The following is a 21,550-nucleotide window of genomic DNA, read 5'->3' on the forward strand; positions in this document are numbered from 1 at the left end:
GCGTGAGCGGCTACTTCGAACGCACGGGCGAGACGACGTTCCGGGCGACGGATCACGTCGGCGGGGCCTGGCGGCTCGACGAGCAGCACATCGCCCCGGCACTCGGCCTCCTGGCCCACGTCGTCGAGCTCGACCGTGACCGGCGTGGCCGTGGGGACCTCGTCGTCGCGCGGTTGTCGTTCGACATCCTCGGGACAGTGCCGGTCGCAGAGGTCGAGACGTCGGTGTCCGTGCTGCGGCCCGGCCGAACGATCGAGCTCGTGGAGGCGACGCTGGTGCACGCCGCTCGCCGTGCGGTGGTGCTGCGCGCGTGGCTGATGGCGCCGGGCGACACCGCCGCCCTGGCGGGCACTCCCCTCCCGCCGATCCCCGGCCCCGACGAGACCGAGCCGTGGGATGCCACGACGGTCTGGGACGGCGGGTTCATCGCGTCGGCGCAGGTGCGACGCACGCTGGTCGAGCCCGGGCGTGGGCACTTCTGGGTCACCACCGACGTCCCGCTCGTGGCGGCTGAGCCGGTGAGCGCCTTCGCCCGTGCCGTCGGCCTGCTCGACATCGCCAACGGCATGGTGGTGCGCGCCGACCCGCGTCAGGTCGCCTTCCCCAACGTCGACCTGACGGTCCACTTCTTCCGGCAGCCGGCCGGCCTCTGGCTGGGCTTCGACACGTCGGTGTCGTTCGGGCCCCACGGGCTGGGCCTGACCAGCACGGTCCTGCACGACGAGCAGGGCCCGGTGGGCACGATGGCGCAGCTGCTCACCGTGCGCCCGTGATTGTCAGGCCCCGGACGCAGGCTGGCGCCGGCGCAGCCTCGGGCAGCCGGTGCACTCGTGCACCCCGGGCAGGGCGTAGATGAAGCAGCACGACACCCGACCGGGCGGGCCCTGACCGCGGGCGCGGGCATCCGCCATGGCCCACACGTCGTCGACCATGCCAAGCCGGGTGCGCTCGCCGAGGTTTGCCTCCGAGCGATAAGTCCGCGCGAATTCTGTTGCGGCACTTCGGTATGCCGCGTGGGCAAGTTCCAGCCGCTCGTCCAGGAGCGCTGGGGTCGCCGCTGCCGAACGCAGCTGCACCGTGACCGGGTAGAGCTGGCGGGGTTCGAGCTCGAAGCTCAACCCGGCACGCAACGGGTCGAGGACGACGGCGCTGTGCCACGCGGCATACACTGCGGGCACGGCCGCGACCTCGAGGAACCACTGCAGGACGAACGCGGCCGGCATCGCGACCGGTGCGGGCTGGCGGTACTGGCGCTGGGTGCCGGCGGCGAGCTCGGCACGCCACGGCGCGGTCGGGTCCTCGCCGCCACGCACCTGCGCCTGCCAGACCTGCGCCCACACCCACGGCTGGTCGGGGTCGTCAGGACCGGCCGCGACGAGCCGCGGGTAGGGCAGGACCGACGCGAGTCGCGCCGTCAGCGAATGCGCGTCGATGGGGCTCAGTGAGCCTTGTCGTAGGCGGCCTGCACCTCGGCCGAGATGCGGCCGCGGTCACTGACCTTGTGGCCGTTGGCGCGGGCCCACTCGCGGACCTCGGTGACGTCGCGCTTGGAGCCGGAGCGAGCGGTCGACCGGCCACCGGCGCGGCGCCCGGCCTTGCGGGCGTGGCCGACATAGGGGGCGAGGGCGTCGCGCAGCTTGCCGGCGTTCTTGGCGTTGAGGTCGATCTCGTAGGTCGTGCCGTCGAGGGCGAACGTCACCGTCTCGTCGGCGGAGCTGCCGTCCAGGTCGTCCTCGAGGACGATGGTCACGCGCTGGGCCATGGAAATCCTTTCCGGAAAATCTCGCTGATGATTTCGGTGCGAGAACAAAGTATCCCGAGAAAGGGCGCGTGGAAAGTCAGGCGTTGATAGCCGTCATTTCCGGTCGACCGGCGAGGAATTCGGCTCGTCGTTTCGGGTGACAGGAACGTCCTCGGGGTGGTCGCGCTCCCACTGGGAATGCGCGAGCCTTTCCTTTCGGTCGCCCTCGATCATGTTCTTGATGACCAGCCAGAAAAGGAATCCCACTCCCACTGAGGGAATGAGCGCCGCCAGGTAGGGCCAGGTGGAATTCATCGGGAGACCTCCGGCTTGAGGTGGGGAAACAGGATCGTCTCGCGAATGTTGGCGCCGGTGAAGAGCATGATCATGCGGTCGACACCGAACCCGAGGCCACCCATGGGCGGGGCGCCGTACTCCAGCGCGCGCAGGAAGTCCTCGTCGAGCTGCATCGCCTCGGGGTCACCGCCGGCCGCCTTGACCGACTGCGCGGTGAGCACGTCGCGCTGGATGACCGGGTCGACCAGCTCGGAGAAACCGGTGCCGCGCTCGACGCCGGCGATGATGAGGTCCCACGCCTCGATGAGCCCGGGCTTGCTGCGGTGCGGGCGGGCCAGGGGCTGGGCAGCCGCGGGGTAGTCGCACAGGAACGTCGGCTGCAGAAGCCCCGGCTCGACGAGCTCACCGAGCAGCTCGAGGAAGACCTTGTCCTTGTCCCACGCCGGGTCGACCTCGACGTCGTGCTTCGCGGCATACCCGCGCAGCGTCTCCACATCGGTCTCGACCGTGACGGTCTCGCCGACCGCCTCGCTCACCGCGTCGTAGACCGGCAGCCAACGCCACTCGCCGCCCAGGTCGACGGTGCCACGCTCGGTCTCGATGGTCCGCGACCCGAGGGCGTCGGCGACCCCGAGGTAGATGTCGCGCAAGAGCATCGCGATCGAGGTCTGGTCGCCGTAGGCCTGGTAGGCCTCGAGCATCGTGAACTCGGGGCTGTGGGTCGCGTCGACACCCTCGTTGCGGAAGATGCGGCCCATCTCGTAGACCTTGTCGACGCCGCCGACGACGGCCTTCTTGAGGTTGAGCTCCAACGCGATCCGCAGGGTCATGTCCTGGTCGAACGCGTTCATGTGGGTGCGGAACGGGCGGGCCGCCGCGCCACCGTGGATCAGCTGGATGATCGGCGTCTCGACCTCGAGGTAACCCTGCGCCTCGAGGACCCCACGCACGGCCGTGAGCGCGGCGGCCTTGGTGCGCACCATGTCTCGCGACTCCTGTCGCACGATGAGGTCGGCGTAGCGCTGGCGCACCCGCGACTCCTCCGACAGGTCCTTGTGCAGGACGGGCAGCGGGCGCAGCGCCTTGGACGCCATCTCCCACCGCGTCGCCATCACCGACAGCTCGCCACGCTTGGACGAGATGACCCGCCCCTGCACGAACACGTGGTCACCGAGGTCGACGTCGGCCTTCCACGCGTCGAGCGCCTCCTGCCCGACCTCGGCGAGGCTGAGCATGACCTGCAGCCGCGTGCCGATGCCCTCCTGGAGCGTGGCGAAAGCGAGCTTGCCGGTGTTGCGGATGAACATCACCCGGCCGGCGACCCCGACGACGTCCTGCGTCTCCTCGCCCGCCTCGAGGTGGCCCCACTTCTCGCGCACCTCGGCGAGGGTGTGGGTGCGTTCCACCGACACGGGGTAGGCCTGGCCGCCTTCGGCGATGAGCCGGTCCCGCTTCTCGCGGCGCACCTTCAGCTGCTCGGGCAGGTCGCTCTCGGGTGCGCTGTCCGGCGTGGAAGTGGCGGCGGGGTCGGGGGTCTGGCTCACCCGCCAAGGGTACCCAGCGGCATACAGTGCCTCGCATGGCGGGGAAGGACGCGTGGACGGTGCCGCTGCCGGTGCGCCGCGTCGAGCGCAGCCCGTATGCCGCCCTCCCGGACGACGAGTGGCCGCTCACCATCCCCGCGGTCGCCCGAGTCGTTCATCGCGATGTTGCGGACGCGGCGGTTCGCCGGTGACGGCTTCTTCGTCATGGACGAGCCGGAGGCGGGGCTGTCGTTCACGGCCCAGCTCGCGCTCGTCGGTGCGCTGATCGAGGCACTCTCCGAGCCTGGTCGTCAGGTGCTCATCGCCACCCATTCACCGGTCGTCGCGAGCCTGCCCGGCGCGACGATCCTCCAGCTCGACGACACCGGCATCCACGAGGTCGCCTGGGACGACCTCGACGTGGTCGACCACTACCGCCGCTTCCTCGACGGCCCCGGCCGCTACCTGCGCCACCTCGGCTGACCGTCCGGCCATCTCCTGATGCGACGTCAGGCGAGCTCCACCCCAGCAGCAGTCGCGGCGTCGTGCAGGTCGGCATCCAGTGTCGCCAAGGCTGCTGCGTTTCGTTCGGCCAGAGCGAGGTATGCCGCGTCGTAGGCCGTGAGGCCATGGCGGGCCGCCACCGCAAGCAACTCAAGGAGAGGCGTCCCGGCTGGATCACTGATCATGGGAAGTTGGTGGAGGAGGGCAAGGAACCGTGCAGACTGTGCTTCGGTGATCCGCCCCTTGCGCTGCGCTACGAGCAACACGTTGCACACCTCGAGTCCCCACAACTGCGGCACCACCGCCCCTTCCGTCGCGACCCTGTCCAGGAGAGCGTCGGTGGCCCTAGTGGCCTCGTCCTCGAAACACCAGGCCATCGTGACCGATGTGTCCACCACCAGCATCAGCGGCGGCCCTCGGCAGCCATGCGGCGTATCGAGAGCCCGCGAAGACGGACCCCCTTGCGCTCGGCCTTGATCGCCTCGACCACCTGTGCAGGCGTTCCGTCGCCCCCGGAGACCGGCACGAGCCGGGCCACCTCGCGACCGTGCTTCGTGATCGTCACGGTTGCACCAGCCGCGACCTCATCGAGCAGGCGGGGCAGGTGGGTCTTGGCTTCATAGGAACCGATCGTGCTCATGACTCCATACTAGTCTACGACTGGTCTGAATCCACCAGGTCGAGGGCGAGATCGAGGATCGGGCTGGAATGCGTGAGCCCGCCGACGGAGAGGTAGTCGACGCCGGTGAGCGCGTAGTCGCGGGCGACATCGAGCGTGAGCCCGCCGGTCGCCTCGAGCTCGACGGCCTCACCCAGCTGGCCCTGCCCAGCCCGCACGGCTTCGACGGTCGCCCTCAACAGGTCCACGGACATGTTGTCGCACAACAGGAATCGCGCCCCGACGCCCACCGACTCCAGAGCCTCCTCGGTCGTGGTGACCTCCACCTGCACCGGCACGTCCGGGAACTTCGTCCGCACCGCGGCATACGCCGCGGACAGCGAGCCGGCGGCGAGCTTGTGGTTGTCCTTGATCATCGCGACGTCGTAGAGGCCCATCCGCTTGTTGGTGCCTCCCCCGGCGCGCACGGCGTACTTCTCCAGCGCTCGCAGCCCGGGCGTCGTCTTGCGGGTGTCGAGCACGGTCGCGCCGGTGCCGTCGAGCGCATCGGCCCACCGCCGCGTGTGGGTGGCAACGCCGGAGAGCCGGCAGACGATGTTGAGCATGGTGCGTTCGCCGACGAGCGTGACCTGGGTGGAGCCGCGCAACGTAGCGATGACGTCGCCCTTGCGCACCTCGTCGCCATCCGCACGCACGGTCTCGACCTCGAGTGCCTCCGCGCCGAGCCGACGCGCGACCGCGTCGAAGACGAGCTCGATGACAGGTATGCCGGCCACGACGCCGTCCGCGCGCGCCACCACCTCCGCGGTGCTCACCTGGTCGGCGGGGATGGTCGCGTCGGTCGTGACGTCGACGCCTCCAGGACCACCGAGGTCCTCGTCGAGTGCCGTCTCGACGACCCGTCGAGCGTCGTCGAGCGGGAAACGCAGGTCTGCTTCGGTCATGAGATGTCCTGTGCTGCAACGGGATGGAAGGTGGTGGTGACGGAGCCGTCGCGGCTACGGGTGGCGCGCTGGTTGCCCCGCCAGTGCTCGTCGTCGAGGTCACGGAAGTCGTCGCGCACATGGCCACCGCGCGTCTCCTCGCGTCGCGCGGCCAGGTGCGTGAGGAGCTGGCCGACCTGCAGGAGGTTGGTCGTCTCCCAGGCCTGGGGTCCGGGCTCGGCGGCCGACTCGTCGAGTGACCGCTCGGCCAGGGCCGCGAGCGCCAGCGCGGTGGCGGCGGTTGACTCGGCAGTGCGAACCGCACCGGAGCCGCGCGTCATCGCGGCCTGCACCTCGACCCGGGCAGTCTCCGGCAACAGGGTCGCCGGGCCCTTGGGCCGCCCGGCCTCTCCGGCCGGCACCGGCGGCAGCTCACCGGCTGCGAGGCGTGCGGTGATGTCATCGGCGATGCGGTGCGCGAAGACGAGCCCCTCGAGCAGGGAGTTGGAGGCCAGCCGGTTGGCGCCGTGGACGCCGGTGCACGACACCTCACCACAGGCGTAGAGGCCCTCGACGGTGGTGCGACCATGCAGGTCGGTGCGGACACCACCGGAGGCGTAGTGCTGGGCTGGCGCCACAGGGAGCAGCTCGGTGGCCGGGTCGAAACCCAGCTCCCGGCACCGCGCCACGATCGAGGGGAACCGCTCCTCGAGGAATGCAGCGCCGAGGTGCCGCGCGTCGAGGTAGACGTGGTCCTCGCCCGTCTCGCGCATCCGCTCGACGATGGCCCGGGCCACGACATCCCGTGGCGCGAGGTCGGCCAGCGGGTGCCTCCCCTCCATGAACCGCGCCCCGTCCTTGTCGACGAGGAAGGCGCCCTCGCCTCGGACAGCCTCCGAGATCAGCGGCTGCTGCCCGCTCGACCCGGGACCCAGCCACAACACGGTGGGGTGGAACTGCACGAACTCGACGTCCGCGATCTCGGCGCCCGCGCGCAGCGCGGCGGCGAGGCCGTCGCCGGTCGCCACGGAAGGGTTCGTCGTCGCGGCATACACCTGTCCCAGCCCACCCGTCGCGAGGACGACGGCCCGCGCTCGCGCGGCACCCACTCCGTCGCGCTGTCCTTCCCCGATGACGTGGAGGGTGACGCCGCAGGCGCGTCCGGTGTCGTCGAGCAGCAGGTCGAGGACCAGCGCGTGCTCGATGACCTCGATGCCCGGGTCGTCCTGCACCCGGCGCAGCGCGGCGATGAGGGCGCGCGAGATCTCGCGGCCCGTCGCATCGCCGCCGGCGTGGGCAATGCGGTCGCGGTGGTGGCCGCCCTCGCGGGTCAGCTTGATCTCGCCATCGGCGTCGCGGTCGAACTCCGCGCCGAGCGCGACGAGCTCGCGCACGCGGCCCGGCCCCTCGGTCACCAGCGCCCGCACCGCCTCCACGTCACAGACGCCCACGCCCGCGACGAGGGTGTCGCGCAGGTGGTCCTCCGGGGAGTCGGCCGGGTCGAGCGCCGCTGCGATGCCACCCTGCGCCCACATCGTGGAGCCCTCGTTGAGCACCGTCTTGGTGACGAGCAGTACCCGGTCCACCCGCTGGCGCAGCTGGAGCGCCGTCGTGAGTCCGGCGATGCCCGAGCCGACGACGATGACGTCAGCGTGCGCGGTCCACCCCGGTTGGGGGGCGCGCAGCCGACCGGGGATCGCGAGGTATGCCGTGTGGTCGGCTGCCGTGGGTTCAGCCATGGTCGCGGCGGGTCACGGCCGAGGTCTTGAGGCCGAACCCGTCCGGCACGTCACCGCCGTCGTGACCGACCTCGACGATCTTGTTGTCCTTGTCGACGAAGACGACCTGGGGCTCGAAGGTGCGTGCCTCACTGTCGTCCATCGCGGCATACGCGATGATGATCACGGTGTCGCCCGGGGAGATGAGCCGCGCCGCGGCGCCGTTGATGCAGACGATGCCGGAGCCGCGCTCCCCCTCGATGGCGTAGGTCGTGAGGCGGCTGCCGTTGTCCACGTCGACGACGTCGACCTGCTCACCCGGCAGCAGGCCGGCCGCGTCCATGAGGTCACGGTCGATCGTGAGCGAGCCGACGTAGTGCAGGTCGGCCTGAGTGACGGTGGCGCGGTGGATCTTGGCGTAGAGCATGAAGCGCTGCATGACGAACTCCGTTGCTGTGCTTGCTGTTTCGTGTCGATCAGGTGGCGACGGCAGTCGCGTCGATGTCGGAGAAGACCTCGATGGCTCCCCCACCGGGTCCCACGTTGACGGGCTGGTTGTCGATGAGCCGCGTGGTGCCGACCCGGCCGGCGACCGCGAGGAGCGCCTCGCCGCGGTACCACTCCGGCACGTCCTCGAGCGTCGTCGGGTGGACCAGCACGAGGTAGTCGACGAGGGCCAGGGGCTCACGCACCAGCACCGCGCGCGCCGCCCGGCGGATGGCCGACGGGCCTTCGGTGGCGGCGTCCGCGCCAGCCTTGAGCGCCCGCGACAGGGCGAGCGCCACCTCGCGGTCGGAGTCGGTGAGGTACATGTTGCGGCTGCTCATCGCCAGGCCGTCGGGCTCGCGCACCGTCGGCACCGACACCACCCGCACGGGGAAGTCGAGGTCGCGCACCATGCGCCGGATGAGCAGCAGCTGCTGGGCGTCCTTCTGCCCGAAGTAGGCGCTGTGCGCACCGGTGAGGTGGAAGAGCTTGGCCACGACCGTGAGCACCCCGTCGAAGTGTCCCGGCCGGGAGTGGCCCTCGAGCACGGTGCCGAGCGGGCCGGCGGAGATGCGCACCCCGGGGTCACCGTCCTGGTAGATGACGTCCGGGGTGGGCGCGAACACGAGGTCCACGCCGGCGTCGCGACAGATCTCCATGTCGGCGTCGAAGGTGCGGGGATAGCGCGACAGGTCCTCCTTCGGCCCGAACTGCAACGGGTTGAGGAAGATCGTCACGATGACGTGCTCGGCCACCTCGCGTGCCCTGCGGATCAGGGTCGCGTGGCCCTCGTGCAGGGCGCCCATCGTCATCACGACGGCGACGTCGCCGGTGAGGTGACCGCGCTCGCGCCGCAGCTCGTCGCGCGTGTGGGCCACGGCCGGCATACCCCTCACGTCACTGGCGCCGGTCGGATCGCTCACGGGTCACTCCTGGGGTCGGTGCCGAGGATCTCCAACAGGGGCTCCGCGGCGTGGGGGCGCAGCCGACCGCTGGCCAGCGCCCGCTCGGCGGTGGCGCGGGCGAGCGCGAGGTAGGTCGGTCGGACGTCGGGGGTGAGGCTGTGCAGCTGTCTCAGGTGCTCGGCCACCGTACCGGCATCGCCGCGCGCGACCGGGCCGGTGAGTGCGGCGTCACCCGCGCGCAGGGTGTTGTCGAGCGCCGCGCCCACCAGTGGGCCGAGCATGCGGTCGGGCGCCTCGACCCCGGCCGCCCGCAGCGCCTGCATCGCCTGGGCGATGAGCGTGACGAGGTGGTTGGCGCCGTGCGCGAGCGCCGCGTGGTAGAGCGGGCGCGCCTCCTCGGAGATCCACACCGGTTCGGCGCCGAGCTCGATGACGAGCGCCTCGGCGACCGGGCGCAGGGGCTCGGGCGCGGTGATGCCGAAGCAGCACTCGACAAGGCGGTCGAGGTCCATCGCCGTGCCGGTGAAGGTCATCGCCGGGTGCAGCGCCATCCCGAGGATGCCGGCCTCGGCCGCCGGGGCGAACACCTCGGTGCCGTGCCGCCCGGACGTGTGCAGGACGAGCTGCCCCGGCCGCCAGGCGTCGGTGGCCGCGAGCCCCGACACGAGGTCGGCGAGGGCGTCGTCGGGGACGGCCAGCACGACCAGCTCGGCCCGCCCGACGACCTCGGCCGGGTCGACCAACGGCACGTCCGGCAGCAGCGCCGCGGCCCGCTCACGCGACTCCTCGCTCACCCCGGAGACGGCGACGACGTGGTGGCCGGCGCGGGCCAGCGCGGCTCCGAGCACCGCACCGACGCGTCCGGCGCCGACGACCCCGACCGTGAGCCGGGCCGGCCGCTCGTCGCTGAAGTCCACCCGCCCAACCTATCCACCGCAGTCGAGTGCCTGAGAACGCCCTACTGGTAGGTCTCAGGCACTCAAGCCGGGCACACCGAGCGCCAACAGGTCGGCAGCAACCGCGTCAGCCTCGTCGCGCAGCTCACGAGCCGTGCAGCGCACCACGGTTCGCTTGTCCGTCGTGAGACGCCTCTGACGCTGCAGGTCGTCCTCCCAGTGCTCCACCTCCATGTGGAACCCGCCGTCGACCTCCAGCACCAGCGTCCGACCATCCGGCAGGTCCCACTCGCAGTCGGTGAACCGTCGCTGTCCGCGACTGTCCATGCGCTGTACCTGCCGGTTCGGTGGCCGCAGTCCAGCGCGAACACACAGCCGCCTGACGTCCATCTCGGACAGGGACTGGGCTCCTCCGCTGATGTCGTGAAGCGCGGTGCGAAGCATCCGTGACCGACGCAGGGTCGAGAGTTCTTCGAGCTCCTCCAGCAGGCGTTCCGGAGTCGTCAATCGCTGCTGAACCACCGCCGCGAGAAGGCCCTTTGCCGTCCTCGACGACCGGTCGTAGGCCGCGAACAGCAACGCCGCCGGCTCCACCCGCGACACGGGCATCGCCTTCGTCGGGTGCCTGAGCCGATCAAGGTCGCGGCGCGTGCGAAAGAACACGACACCCTCGACTGGCTCGTAGCTCAGTGGGTTCTGCACCACAACGGTGATCTCGTCGCGCACCCAGTTCTTGAGCCCCCACCAGGCCAAGGCCGACAATCCCCCCAGCATGGCCCGATCACCCGCATGCAGCACAGCTATCCATTGCCGCTGCTGGAGCGTGGGCTCACCGGTGAACGTCGTGACCACGCGAGGAGTCCGGATGGCCCAGCGTCCTGAGGCCACCCGGTGGTCGACGAGGTCCCAGCGCGCGCCCAGCTTGGTCAGCTGGCGCCGTGCCAGGACCCCAGCCTGCGCATCTGCCAAGTCGTCCCACGGCGATCCCATCGGCTCAGAGTGGCGCACCGGGGCACCCCGACTCGGCCGTCATCCACAGGACCCGAAGTTGAGTGCCTGAGAACGCCCTATTGGTAGGTCTCAGGCACTCAACTTCGTAAGGATGGGGGGGTGGAGACTTGGGCGACCGCGTGGCAGGACGCGCTGTATGGCGACGACGGCTTCTACCGCTCCCCCACCGGGCCGGCCGGGCACTTCACGACCGCCACGCACGGACCCACCGGGCGCGTGCTGGCCGAGGCGCTGCTGCGCCTCGCCACCGAGAACGGCCTGACCCACGTCGTCGACGTCGGCGCCGGACGCGGTGAGCTGCTGACGCATCTGTATGCCGCGCAGCGGGCTTCCGGGGGCGGGTCACCGACCGTGGCGCTCACCGGCGTCGACGTGGTGGCCCGACCCGACGGACTCCCCGACGACGTGCGGTGGCTCCACTCCCCCGGCGGCGCCGCCCTGCCGGACGGGCTCAACGGTCTCACCGACGCACTGGTCGTCGCCCACGAGTGGCTCGACGTGGTGCCCTGCACGATCGCCGAGGTGGACGACGACGGCAGCCTGCGCGAGCGTCTGGTCGACCCCACCACCGGGACCGAGGCCTGGGGCGACCCAGTACGCGGCGACGAGCTCACCTGGGCCGAAAAGCACTGGCCCACAACGCAAGCCGAAACCCGGGTCGAGATCGGCCTCGCGCGCGACCTCGCCTGGCTCGACCTCCTCTCCCGCATCGACAACGGACTGGCGCTCGCCATCGACTACGGCCACACGGCAGCGATGCGACCGCCGCTCGGCTCGCTCACGGCATACCGTGACGGCCACCAGGTCGCGCCCGTCCCCGACGGCAGCAGCGACATCACCGCGCACGTCGCGATGGACTCCCTCGAGCACGACGACGTCGTCGACCAGCGAACAGCGTTGCGTCGCTTGGGAATCCAGACCCGGACGCCACCCGTGACGCTCGCACGGACCGACCCCGCGGCATACCTCTCCGCTCTCGAGCAGGCCAGCGCGGCGACGGCCCTCACGGCCGAGGGCGGTTTCGGCGACTTCCTCTGGGCGTTCAGCCGGCGGGGCTGACGACGAGCCGCTCGAAGCCGCGCAGGACGAACGTCGGCCGCTGCACCGCCTCCACCACCTCGAGCCGCGGGTGCCGCCCGAGCAGCGTCCGCAGTGAGATGGCGAGCTCGAGCCGGGCCAGCGGAGCGCCGATGCAGAAGTGGATGCCGGCGCCGAACGCGAGGTGCGGGTTGGGGTCGCGCGTCGGGTCGAACCGGTTCGGGTCGGCGAAGACGGCCGGGTCGCGGTTGGCCGCGCCGAGCAGGGCCGCAACCTTGTCGCCGGGCGCAAGCTCGACCCCCGCCACCGACGTCGGTTCCTTGGCCGTGCGCTCGAAGAGGTGCAGCGGCGAGTCGTGGCGCAGGAACTCCTCCACGAGCCGGTCGACCGCGGCCGGGTCCGTGGCGTCGACCGCGGGCCGTGCGGGCGCGGTGAGCCACGAGTGCAGCCCGTTGCCGAACCCGTTGACGCTCGCCTCGTGCCCGGCGTTGAGCAGCAGCACTGCCGTCGCGACCAGCTCGTGGGCCGAGAGCCGGTCCGAGCCGTCGCGCGCCTGGACGAGGTCGGTGAGCAGGTCCTCGCCGGGCGCCTTCGCGCGGTGTGCCGCAAGCTCCTCCACGTATGCCGCGAACTCACCTGCCGCGGTCCGCGCGGCCGCCTCTTCGGCCGGGGTCCGGTCGACCTCGTACATGCGCACGATGGCCTGGGACCACGGGCGCAACAGGTGCCGGTCGGCCTCGGGCACCCCGAGCAGCTCGGCGATGACGAGCACGGGCAACGGCTCGGCATACTGCTCGATCACGTCGAACGACCCGTCGGGCAGCTGGGCGAGCAGGCCCTGGGCGAGCTCCTCGATGCGCGGCGCGAGGCGCTGGACGTGACCGCGGCCGAACGCGCCGGCGACGAGGCGCCGCAGCCGGGTGTGCTTGGGCGGTTCGCTGTCGAGGATCGAGTCGGCGTGCAGCCAGTTGAAGGTGTCCCACTCGGCCTCGGGCGTGCGCGGGCCGAAGATGCGACCGAGACGACGGTCCCGCAGGACGGCACCGGCCTCGGCGTGGCCGGTGGCCAGCCACGTGCGCATTCCCGAGTGCCAGGCGAAGGGCGCCGCGGCACGCAGCTCGGCCAGGTGCGGGTAGGGGTCGGCGACCACTGCGGGGTCGGTCAGGTCGAGGAAGTCAGCGGCGTCGACGGCGGTGGTGGCGGGCACGGCAGCAGCCTGCCGCAGGCCGGCGAGTTTTGTCAGGCGGCCCCTCCCCGGCACACTGGATGGCTGCTGTTCCTCGAAAGGACCCCGTCCCCATGACCCAGCGCACCAACCGCGCGCGTGCGTGCGCACTCGCTGCCGGCGCCCTCGTCACCGCCACCGCCCTCGCCGGCTGCGGCGGCGACACCCAGCCAGGCGGCAACGTGACCGTGACGGTGACCCCCACCGTCACGGCGAGCTCGGCCTCCAAGCCCAAGCCCGCACCCAAGCCGGCGGCGCCGACCAGCGACGACAAGGGACGCGCCTTCGAGTACGGCACCGTCACCAAGAGCAGCAAGGTCGGCGACACGACGGTGCTGGAGATCGACCGGTGGACCTGGAAGGGCCTCGACGACACCAAGCTCGCCCGCAGCGGAGTGCCCACGACGCCGTTCAAGGGCAAGGAGCCCTACACGAACCAGAACGCCAAGCTGACCTACACCGTGCCGGTCGCCGACGGGGCCCGGGTGCTCGTCCACCACTGCGTCGCGGCCGACGAGCCGCTGCAGACCAAGTCGGTCGATGCGGCGGCTCTGGCCGACCTGCCCGCGCGGGAGAACACCGTCCTGTTCAAGCTCGACGACAAGGGCTGGCTGGTCTCGGCCGACAACATCCCCGGCTGCCCCAAGTGAGCATGGCCTAGCCTGAGGCGCATGTCCTCCGAGCCGAGCCAGCGTGAGCTGAGCGTCGGCATGGGCGCGGGTGGCCTGGCCACCGCCGACATGGTGCTCAACATCGGGCCGCAGCACCCGGCCACGCACGGCGTGCTCCGGCTGCGCATCGTCGTGGACGGTGAGCGCATCGTCCGCGCCGACCCGGTCGTGGGCTACATGCACCGGGGCGCGGAGAAGCTGTTCGAGGTCCGCGACTACCGGCAGATCGTGGTCCTCGCCAACCGGCACGACTGGTTGTCGGCGTTCTCCTCCGAGCTCGGTGTGGTGCTCGGTGTCGAGTCGATGCTGGGCATGGAGGTGCCCGAGCGGGCGGTGTGGGCGCGCACCCTGCTCGCCGAGCTCAACCGGGTGCTCAACCACCTGATGTTCCTCGGCTCCTACCCCCTCGAGCTGGGCGCGATCACCCCGATCTTCTACGCCTTCCGCGAGCGGGAGGAGCTGCAGGCCGTCATGGAGGAGGCCGCGGGAGGTCGGCTCCACTACATGTTCAACCGGGTCGGGGGCCTCAAGGAGGACCTGCCCGCGGGCTGGCTGGACCGGGCTGCTGCCGCCGTCACCAGCGTGCGGCGCCGCCTGCCCGACCTCGAGGCCATGATCGTCGGCAACGAGATCCTCGAGGCCCGCACCCGCGGGGTGGGCGTCCTCACGCCGGAAACCATTGCGGCGTATGGGGTTTCAGGACCGATTGCCCGCGCCTCTGGCGTCGACGTCGACCTCCGGCGGGACGAGCCCTACCTGGCGTATGCCGAGCTGTTCGCCGACGGCGGCCCCGGCCGTGTCGTGACCCGCACCGACGGGGACTGCCTGGCGCGGCTGGAGGTGCTGCTCGAGCAGGTGCACGTGAGCCTCGACCTCGCCGACGCGTGCATCGACCGGATGCGCTCGCTGGGGCGCGGACCGGTCAACGTCCGGCTGCCCAAGGTGCTCAAGGTCCCCGAGGGCGACCAGTACACCGCGACGGAGAACCCCTTGGGGTTCAACGGCTACTACCTCGTGTCGCGTGGCGAGAAGACCCCGTGGCGGCTGAAGCTGCGGTCGGCGTCGTTCAACAACGTGTCGGTGCTCGGCGAGGTGCTGCCGGGCAACCTCATCGCCGACATGGTCGCGATCCTGGGGTCGATGTTCTTCGTCGTCGGCGACATCGACAAGTAGGAGTCAGGCCGGCGCGCCTCCCTGGTCATCCCCGGCGGCCGGGCCGTCGCCGTCGACGCGGCACCACGCCTGGGTGACCATGCCCGCCACGGCCAGCACGACCGCACCGACGCACAGCGCGAGCAGCCGCCACAGCACCGAGCGGTATCCCGGCAGGTCGATCTCGGCCACCGCGTGGGCGACCTGCGCGGCATACCAGCCGAGCACGGCCGACCCGGTGAGGGCGGCCGCCTGGGCGAGCACGAGCGTCCGCGCGGCCCGGATCGGGCTGAGCGGCTTCGTGGCGCGCCCGCGCAGGAACCGCCGCACGGGCAGCCCCGCGCCGATGACGAGCGCCGCCATGACGACCAGCAGGACCGCCGACACCCACGATGCGCCGCCGAGCAGGTGGCCGGACGCCAGCCAGAACCGCCACCCGACCCACGACACCACCCCGACGACGAGGGCGACCATGGCGAGCAGCGACCAGCGCACGCCGCGTCCGTCGTTCACCATGGCCCCTCCAGGAGGTCGACGTCGGGTCCGGGTCGGATGCCTGACACGTCGACGTCGTGCACGAGGTCGGCCACGCGTCGAACCTCGCCGTCGACGCGCAGCACCGCCTCGGGGTCCACCTGCACCCACGGCACGAGGACGAACCCGCGTTCGTGGGCTCGCGGGTGCGGCAGGGTCAGGGTGGGGGTGTCCATGACGACGTCGGTGTCGAAGACGGGGTCGCCGTACTGCACCAGGTCAAGATCGAGAGTCCTTGGGCCCCAACGGATCTCGCGGGTGCGGCCATGTGCCTGCTCGATGTCGTGAAGCTCCGCAAGCAGCGACGACGGTGCCAGGTGCGTGCTCCCCACGACCACCGCGTTGAGGTATGCCGGCTGGTCGGGTCCGCCGACCGCATCCGTCTCGTAGAGCCCGGACACCTGGACGTCACCGCCGAGCAGAGTGAACAGGGCTATGGCCGCGTCGTGCAGGGTCTCCAGCGACTCACCGAGATTGGAGCCCATGGCGATGACGACCTCGGCGCTGCGCTCGCGGGTCACCACCACCTGCACGTCGGTGAACGGGTGGCCGACTGGCGCCTCGGGCTTGTGGACCACCACCTCCACCGCCTCGACCAGGGGCCGGGTCAGCACCTTGTCGGCGATCCGCGACGCGAGTGCCTCGATGAGGTCCAACGGCTCGCCGGTGATCAGGGCGACGACGTCGCCGGCGACCTCGGCGTAGTTGACCGTGTCGGCGAGGTCGTCGCTGGTGCCGGCCGGGGTGAGGTCGACGGTCATGGTGACGTCGACAACGAAGGTCTGGCCGTCGCGCTTCTCGAAGTCGAGCACGCCGTGGAAGCCCTTGGCGGAGATGCCCTTGAGGACGATCTGGTCACTCATGGTGGAAACCTACCGAGCCGCCCTGATGGCCTGGTCGACGCGTAGCGCGTCGAGCGTGGACGGGACGTGGTGGACCCGGACGCCCCAGGCCCCGGCTCGGGCGGCGTGCACCGACGTGGCGGCGGTGGCGACGTCGCGCTCGAGCGGGTCACGGGGCATGCCGCCGTCGGCCACCCCGAGTCGCCCGAGGAACGTCTTGCGCGAGGTGCCGACCAGCACGGGACGACCGAGCGCCATGATGCGGTCGAGGTGGGCCAGCAGCCGCCAGTTGTGCTCGGCGAGCTTGGCGAACCCGAACCCCGGGTCGAGCACGACCTGCTCGGGGGCCACCCCGGCGTCGACGAGCTCGTGCAACCGCTGGCGCAGCTCGCGCGCCACGTCGCTGACGACGTCGTCGTAGGTCGCCCGCTGCTGCATGTCGGCGCTGTGGCCGCGCCAGTGCATGACGACGAAAGGCGCCCGGGCCGCAGCGACGACCGAGGCCATGTCCGGGTCGGCGAGGCCACCGCTGACGTCGTTGACGACCGCGGCCCCGGCGTCGAGGGCGGCCTGTGCGACGTGCGCCCGCATGGTGTCGATCGACACCACCGCCCCCTCGGCAGCGAGGGCACCGACGACCGGCACCACCCGGCGCAGCTCCTCCTGGACCGTCGGACGCTCGGCACCCGGCCGCGTCGACTCGCCTCCCACGTCGAGGATGTCGGCGCCCTGCAGCAGCAGCTCGCGGCCGTGGGCCACTGCGGCCTCCGGTTCGAACCACTCACCGCCGTCGCTGAACGAGTCGGGTGTCACGTTGACCACGCCCATCACGACGGGAAGCCCGTCCTCGCGACGCATCGGCCACTCGGTCACTGCCATCAGCCCTCACTCCTCTCCCCGGTCAGCATGCCCTCCAGCCAGCGCAGCCGCGGCCAGGTGAGGAACGCCTCCGCCTCCAGCGCGGCGAGCGCGACCCGCGGCAGGTCCGACGCGGTCGGATAGACGAGGAACCGCGGCTGCCACTGCGGCCCGAACTTGGCGTTGAACCGGTAGAGGCTCTCGATCTGCAGCCACCGCGACGCGAAGAGCAGGGCCTTGCGCCACAGCTTCAGCACCGGACCGGCGCCCAGCCGTTCACCACGTTCCAAGGCGGACCGGAAGGCGGCGAAGTTCAGCGACACCCACCGCACGCCCAGTTCGGGGGCCTCCCGCAGCGCCGTCGCGATCATCAGCTCGTTGACGCCCGGGTCGGCGCTGGAGTCCCGGCGCATGACGTCCAGGGACATCCCGTCGGCACCCCACGGGACGAACTGCAGGAACGCCCGCACCTGCCCGTCCTGGCGCGCGGTCACGAAGACGCAGTCCGGGTCGGCCTCGTCGAGCAGTCGCCCCAGCGCCATCGAGAACCCGCGCTCGGTGTCCGACGAGCGCCACGACGCGGCGTCCCGGAGGGCCTGGCTGCGGCCGTCGGGTGGCACGTCGCGCACCCGGGTGACCTCCACGGCATACCCGGCCCGCGCGACGCGCGCCACCATCTGGCGCACGTTGCGCATGGGCCTGCCCTCGAGAGTGAACGTCGAGGTGTCGATGACCGCCTCGTCACCCAGCTCGAGCGCGGAGAAGCCGGTCTCGCGGACCCAGACCTTCCCGGCCTGTTCGGTGCAGCCGAGCACGGCCGGGGTCCAGGCGTGCCGCCGCGCCTCCTCGACGAAGACGGTCATGGCGCCCGGCCATGCCTCGGGGTCCCCGACGGGGTCACCGCTGGCGAGCATGACGCCCGACACGACGCGGTAGGCGACCGCTGCCTTCCCGGTCGGTGACCAGACCACCGACTTGTCGCGCCGGGTGTTGAAGTAGGCGAGGGAGTCGGCGTGCCGACCCATGAGTGCACGCAGCGCGACGTCGTCGGCGTCGGTGAGGTGCGGGCGCGGCTCGGCCGGCCGCAGCGCGAGGTAGATCGTCGTGAGCGTGGTCATGAGGCCCAGGCCCAGCAGCACCGACCCGACCGTGTCGGCCGTGCGGTCGCGGGTGAACTGGACCGGCCCGTCGAGGCCCACCGCACCCAGCACCACTTCGAGGAAGAAGTCGACCGGCCCCGGGAAGCCGCCCACGAGCTCGCGCCGGTTGAGCGCGAACAGCACCGCCGCGACGGCGAACGACACCAGTGTCAGCACCACGAACGCCCGCACGGCGGCCCAGCGCGAGCGCGGGTCCCCGATGGCGAAGAACTCCTCGCGGTTGCGCACCAGCAGGACCAGGCCCACGGTCGAGACCAGCGCCGCCACCGGCTCGACCTTGACCGCGTGCAGCAGCACCGAGATCGACAGGAGTCCCACCGCCGCCCGCCAGGCGCGACGCTTGCGCCGCTTGAGCGAGTGGCCGAGCAGGATGAGGAACAGGCCGGACACGACCGTCGCGGCCGCCGCCGCGGCCGACAGCGCACCGGGCAGGACCTCGGTCACCTCGGCGAGCCGGACTCGCAAACCGTGCAGCAGGCCGGTGACGAGGTCGATCGTCCCCACGGCGTACGTGAGGTTGCCCAGCAGCCGCGGGGCCCGCGAGGGCGCGAGTATGCCGGGAAGCCGGGCGGGCGTCCGCGTGTGCTCGCCTTCGGTCACCGTCTGACACCCCGGCTGTTGCTCACCGGTTGCCGCCCAGCAGCAGGGACATGGCCTCGGCGCGGGTCGCCGCGTCACGCAGCTGCCCGCGCACGGCGGAGGTGATGGTGCGCGAGCCCGGCTTGCGGACCCCGCGCATCGACATGCACAGGTGCTCGCACTCGACGACGACGATGACGCCCTGGGCGCCGAGGTGGTTGACGAGGGCGTCGGCGATCTGGGTGGTGAGTCGCTCCTGCACCTGCGGCCGGCGGGCGTAGAGGTCGACGAGGCGCGCGAGCTTGGACAGCCCGGTGACGCGACCGTCCTTGGTGGGGATGTAGCCGACGTGCGCGACCCCGTGGAACGGCACGAGGTGGTGCTCGCACATCGAGTAGACCTCGATGTCACGCACCACGATCATCTCCTCGTGGTCGATCTCGAAGGTCTTCGAGAGCACATCGGCCGCGTCCATGCCGAGGCCGGCGAAGATCTCGGCATACGCACGCGCGACCCGCGCGGGCGTCTCGCGCAGCCCCTCACGGTCCGGGTCCTCGCCGATGGCCAGCAGCAGCTCGCGGACGGCCGCCTCGGCCCGCTCGTGGTCGATGTCGAGCCGGCCCTCGACGGTCGTGTGCGTGTCGTCGGTCATGGGCACAGTCAACCGGATGGGCGATCGTCCGCCGAACGCCGGTCCGGGCGTGGCCCGGCCGACCCCCTCAGCGAGCGCTCATGTCTGGTCGGGGTTGTTCGAGGGGTCGACGCGGCCGCCCTCGGGCACCTCGATGACCTCGGTCGGCGGGTGCTCCTCGGGGATCTTGGTGGCACCGGCCTCGGCGGCCCGGTCGATCGCCTCGGCGGTCTCGCGGTTGGTGCCGGCCGACTCGAGGCTGTTGCCGTTGCTGCCGTTCTGCGCGGCCTTCTCGGCCGGGGTGAGGACCGGCGGCTGGTCGGACAGGAACCGCGTCTCGCTCGACAGCCAGGTCGGGCGCAACGGACGCTTGCGCACGTCCTTGAAGATCTCGGCGAGCTCCTTGGCGTTGAGCGTCTCGTGCTCGAGCAGGTCGAGGACGAGCCGGTCGAGGATGTCGCGGTTGTCGTTGATGACGTGCCACGCCTCGTCGTGCGCGTTCTCGATGAGCTTGCGCACCTCCTCGTCGACGACGCTCGCGATCTCCTCGGAGTAGTCGCGCTCGTGCCCCATGTCGCGGCCGAGGAACACCTCACCCTGGCTCTGGCCGAGCTTGATCGCGCCGATCCGCTCGCTCATGCCGTACTCGGTGACCATCTTGCGGGCCATGCCGGTGGCCTTCTCGATGTCGTTGGCGGCACCGGTGGTGGGGTCGTGGAAGACGACCTCCTCGGCGACGCGGCCACCGAGGGCGTACGACAGCTGGTCGAGGATCTCGTTGCGGGTCGTGGAGTACTTGTCGTCGGTCGGCATCACCATCGTGTAGCCGAGTGCGCGACCGCGCGGCAGGATCGTCACCTTGGTGACGGGGTCGAGGTGGTTCATCGCCGCGGCGACGAGGGCGTGGCCTCCCTCGTGGTATGCCGTGATCTTGCGTTCCTTGGCCGACATGATGCGCGTGCGCTTCTGGGGGCCGGCGATGACGCGGTCGATCGCCTCGTCGAGCGAGGCGTCGTCGATGAGCTTCTTGTCGCTGCGCGCGGTGAGCAGCGCCGCCTCGTTGAGGACGTTGGCCAGGTCGGCACCGGTGAACCCGGGCGTGCGGCGCGCGACGGCGAGCAGGTCGACGCCGGTGGCCATCGGCTTGCCCTGCGCGTGCACCTCGAGGATGCGGTGGCGGCCGATCATGTCGGGGTTCTCGACCGCGATCTGCCGGTCGAAGCGGCCGGGGCGCAGCAGCGCCGGGTCGAGGATGTCGGGCCGGTTGGTGGCCGCGATGAGGATGACGTTGGTCTTGACGTCGAAGCCGTCCATCTCGACGAGCAGCTGGTTGAGGGTCTGCTCGCGCTCGTCGTGACCGCCGCCGAGGCCGGCGCCACGGTGGCGGCCGACGGCGTCGATCTCGTCAACGAAGACGATGGCGGGCGCGTTGGCCTTGGCCTGCTCGAACAGGTCACGGACCCGCGAGGCACCGACACCGACGAACATCTCGACGAAGTCCGAACCGGAGATCGAGTAGAACGGCACACCCGCCTCACCGGCGACGGCGCGGGCGAGCAGCGTCTTGCCGGTACCCGGCTGGCCGTAGAGCAGGACCCCCTTGGGGATCTTGGCGCCGACGGCGAGGAACTTGGCCGGCTCGCGCAGGAACTCGACGATCTCGTGGAGCTCCTCGACCGCCTCGTCGGCACCCGCGACGTCGGCGAAGGTGACCTTCGGGGTGTCCTTGGTCGCGAGCTTGGCGCGGGACTTGCCGAACTGCATGACCCGCGACCCACCGCCCTGCATCTGGCTCATGAGGAACCAGAACAGGCCCAGCAGGATGATGATCGGCAGCAGCGACCCGAGCATCGCCAGCAGCGGGTTGGTGTCCTTGTTGTCCTGGTTCACGCCACCGGGCGGCGGGTTGTCCTTGAGCAGCTGGATGAACCCGGGTCCGGCCGCCTCGACGTACTCGGTGCGGACCTTGGTGGCGTTCTTGACGTTCTCGCCGTCGGAGTACGTCTGGCCCTTCTTGAGGTCGAGGTCGACGATCTCGTTGTTCGTGATCGTGACCTTCTCGACCTTCTTGTCACTGATGAGGGTCTGGGCCGCCGAGGTGTCGATGCGGGTGTAGCCCCCGCTGTCGCTGAACCCGAACACGATGAGCGTGATCGCGACGACGGCCACGACCCAGAACAACGGGGCTCGAAGGATGCGCTTGAAATCCATGTGTGTGGCGGGGATGGCGTCCCCGT

General features: G+C 71.0%; 25 protein-coding genes. 6 read left to right on the forward strand and 19 right to left on the reverse strand.

Annotated elements, in window-relative coordinates; genetic code table 11:
• The first annotated feature begins 2 nt into the window (after positions 1-2).
• A complete protein-coding gene (locus HJG52_RS16795; RefSeq protein WP_346767805.1) occupies positions 3-773 on the forward strand; it encodes a thioesterase family protein in 771 nt (256 codons plus the stop codon).
• Positions 774-776: 3 nt separating this feature from the next.
• Here the strand turns inward: HJG52_RS16795 and HJG52_RS16800 are convergent, their stop codons facing one another.
• The 4 genes from HJG52_RS16800 to lysS form a co-directional block, all read right to left on the reverse strand.
• Positions 777-1,340, reverse strand: a complete 564-nt coding sequence (locus HJG52_RS16800) for a (2Fe-2S)-binding protein (protein WP_171244774.1) — start codon at positions 1,338-1,340, stop codon at positions 777-779.
• Between the two features lie 98 nt (positions 1,341-1,438).
• Entirely contained in the window at positions 1,439-1,762 is a 324-nt protein-coding gene (locus HJG52_RS16805) for a histone-like nucleoid-structuring protein Lsr2 (protein WP_171244775.1), read from the reverse strand.
• 93 nt (positions 1,763-1,855) lie between these two features.
• Positions 1,856-2,056, reverse strand: a complete 201-nt coding sequence (locus HJG52_RS16810; protein ID WP_171244776.1) for a lysyl-tRNA synthetase — start codon at positions 2,054-2,056, stop codon at positions 1,856-1,858.
• The gene (gene lysS, locus HJG52_RS16815) at positions 2,053-3,582 is read right to left on the reverse strand and encodes a lysine--tRNA ligase (RefSeq protein WP_171244777.1); all 1,530 of its coding nucleotides are present in this window, start codon (positions 3,580-3,582) and stop codon (positions 2,053-2,055) included. The genes HJG52_RS16810 and lysS overlap by 4 nt, the downstream gene beginning before the upstream one ends.
• A gap of 35 nt (positions 3,583-3,617) precedes the next feature.
• On the opposite strand from lysS, the gene HJG52_RS21005 reads away from it, so the two are divergent.
• Both HJG52_RS21005 and HJG52_RS16820 read left to right on the forward strand, forming a co-directional pair.
• Positions 3,618-3,773: a hypothetical protein gene (locus tag HJG52_RS21005; RefSeq protein ID WP_240978119.1), complete on the forward strand. Its 156-nt coding sequence runs from the start codon at positions 3,618-3,620 to the stop codon at positions 3,771-3,773.
• Positions 3,745-4,044: an AAA family ATPase gene (locus HJG52_RS16820; RefSeq protein ID WP_240978120.1), complete on the forward strand. Its 300-nt coding sequence runs from the start codon at positions 3,745-3,747 to the stop codon at positions 4,042-4,044. Before HJG52_RS21005 ends, HJG52_RS16820 begins: the two co-directional genes overlap by 29 nt.
• A 26-nt stretch (positions 4,045-4,070) precedes the next feature.
• Here the strand turns inward: HJG52_RS16820 and HJG52_RS16825 are convergent, their stop codons facing one another.
• Genes HJG52_RS16825 through HJG52_RS16860 form a run of 8 tightly spaced genes read right to left on the reverse strand, consistent with a single transcriptional unit; the run spans position 4,071 to position 10,464 of the window.
• Positions 4,071-4,469 carry a type II toxin-antitoxin system VapC family toxin gene (locus HJG52_RS16825; protein WP_171244779.1) on the reverse strand — a complete coding sequence of 133 codons (399 nt, stop codon included), beginning with the start codon at positions 4,467-4,469 and terminating at the stop codon, positions 4,071-4,073.
• Entirely contained in the window at positions 4,469-4,705 is a 237-nt protein-coding gene (locus HJG52_RS16830; protein ID WP_171244780.1) for a type II toxin-antitoxin system Phd/YefM family antitoxin, read from the reverse strand. Before HJG52_RS16830 ends, HJG52_RS16825 begins: the two co-directional genes overlap by 1 nt.
• 14 nt (positions 4,706-4,719) lie before the next feature.
• A complete protein-coding gene (nadC, locus tag HJG52_RS16835) occupies positions 4,720-5,628 on the reverse strand; it encodes a carboxylating nicotinate-nucleotide diphosphorylase (RefSeq protein WP_171244781.1) in 909 nt (302 codons plus the stop codon).
• Positions 5,625-7,346, reverse strand: a complete 1,722-nt coding sequence (locus HJG52_RS16840; protein WP_171244782.1) for an L-aspartate oxidase — start codon at positions 7,344-7,346, stop codon at positions 5,625-5,627. Before HJG52_RS16840 ends, nadC begins: the two co-directional genes overlap by 4 nt.
• Complete coding sequence (gene panD / locus HJG52_RS16845) at positions 7,339-7,764, reverse strand: aspartate 1-decarboxylase (RefSeq protein WP_171244783.1); 426 nt, start codon at positions 7,762-7,764, stop codon at positions 7,339-7,341. Before panD ends, HJG52_RS16840 begins: the two co-directional genes overlap by 8 nt.
• A gap of 37 nt (positions 7,765-7,801) precedes the next feature.
• Positions 7,802-8,698 carry a pantoate--beta-alanine ligase gene (panC, locus tag HJG52_RS16850; protein WP_171244894.1) on the reverse strand — a complete coding sequence of 299 codons (897 nt, stop codon included), beginning with the start codon at positions 8,696-8,698 and terminating at the stop codon, positions 7,802-7,804.
• A gap of 32 nt (positions 8,699-8,730) precedes the next feature.
• Entirely contained in the window at positions 8,731-9,633 is a 903-nt protein-coding gene (locus tag HJG52_RS16855; protein WP_171244784.1) for a DUF2520 domain-containing protein, read from the reverse strand.
• Positions 9,634-9,687: 54 nt separating this feature from the next.
• The gene (locus HJG52_RS16860) at positions 9,688-10,464 is read right to left on the reverse strand and encodes a PDDEXK family nuclease (protein WP_171244785.1); all 777 of its coding nucleotides are present in this window, start codon (positions 10,462-10,464) and stop codon (positions 9,688-9,690) included.
• Positions 10,465-10,722: 258 nt separating this feature from the next.
• Between HJG52_RS16860 and HJG52_RS16865 the strand changes: the two genes are divergently transcribed.
• Positions 10,723-11,682 carry an SAM-dependent methyltransferase gene (locus tag HJG52_RS16865; RefSeq protein WP_346767806.1) on the forward strand — a complete coding sequence of 320 codons (960 nt, stop codon included), beginning with the start codon at positions 10,723-10,725 and terminating at the stop codon, positions 11,680-11,682.
• On the opposite strand, the gene HJG52_RS16870 is transcribed toward HJG52_RS16865, so the two are convergent.
• Entirely contained in the window at positions 11,666-12,868 is a 1,203-nt protein-coding gene (locus HJG52_RS16870; RefSeq protein ID WP_346767807.1) for a cytochrome P450, read from the reverse strand. The genes HJG52_RS16865 and HJG52_RS16870 overlap by 17 nt on opposite strands.
• Before the next feature lie 92 nt (positions 12,869-12,960).
• On the opposite strand from HJG52_RS16870, the gene HJG52_RS16875 reads away from it, so the two are divergent.
• Entirely contained in the window at positions 12,961-13,536 is a 576-nt protein-coding gene (locus HJG52_RS16875; RefSeq protein ID WP_171244786.1) for a hypothetical protein, read from the forward strand.
• A gap of 21 nt (positions 13,537-13,557) precedes the next feature.
• Positions 13,558-14,730, forward strand: a complete 1,173-nt coding sequence (locus HJG52_RS16880) for an NADH-quinone oxidoreductase subunit D (RefSeq protein ID WP_171244787.1) — start codon at positions 13,558-13,560, stop codon at positions 14,728-14,730.
• Between the two features lie 3 nt (positions 14,731-14,733).
• Here HJG52_RS16880 and HJG52_RS16885 read toward each other — a convergent pair whose 3' ends face one another.
• The 6 genes from HJG52_RS16885 to ftsH form a co-directional block, all read right to left on the reverse strand.
• Positions 14,734-15,222, reverse strand: coding sequence for a DUF3180 family protein (locus tag HJG52_RS16885; protein WP_171244788.1), 489 nt, complete (start codon positions 15,220-15,222; stop codon positions 14,734-14,736).
• A complete protein-coding gene (gene folK, locus HJG52_RS16890; protein ID WP_171244789.1) occupies positions 15,219-16,106 on the reverse strand; it encodes a 2-amino-4-hydroxy-6-hydroxymethyldihydropteridine diphosphokinase in 888 nt (295 codons plus the stop codon). Before folK ends, HJG52_RS16885 begins: the two co-directional genes overlap by 4 nt.
• A 9-nt stretch (positions 16,107-16,115) precedes the next feature.
• Entirely contained in the window at positions 16,116-16,964 is an 849-nt protein-coding gene (gene folP, locus HJG52_RS16895; RefSeq protein WP_240978121.1) for a dihydropteroate synthase, read from the reverse strand.
• Entirely contained in the window at positions 16,964-18,703 is a 1,740-nt protein-coding gene (locus tag HJG52_RS16900) for a phosphatidylglycerol lysyltransferase domain-containing protein (RefSeq protein WP_171244790.1), read from the reverse strand. Before HJG52_RS16900 ends, folP begins: the two co-directional genes overlap by 1 nt.
• Positions 18,704-18,725: 22 nt before the next feature.
• A complete protein-coding gene (folE, locus tag HJG52_RS16905; RefSeq protein WP_171244791.1) occupies positions 18,726-19,334 on the reverse strand; it encodes a GTP cyclohydrolase I FolE in 609 nt (202 codons plus the stop codon).
• Positions 19,335-19,412: 78 nt separating this feature from the next.
• Entirely contained in the window at positions 19,413-21,524 is a 2,112-nt protein-coding gene (gene ftsH, locus HJG52_RS16910) for an ATP-dependent zinc metalloprotease FtsH (RefSeq protein WP_171244792.1), read from the reverse strand.
• Between the last annotated feature and the right edge of the window lie 26 nt (positions 21,525-21,550).

This window comes from Knoellia koreensis (assembly GCF_013041615.1).
GTDB classification, from domain to species: Bacteria; Actinomycetota; Actinomycetes; order Actinomycetales; family Dermatophilaceae; genus Pedococcus; species Pedococcus koreensis.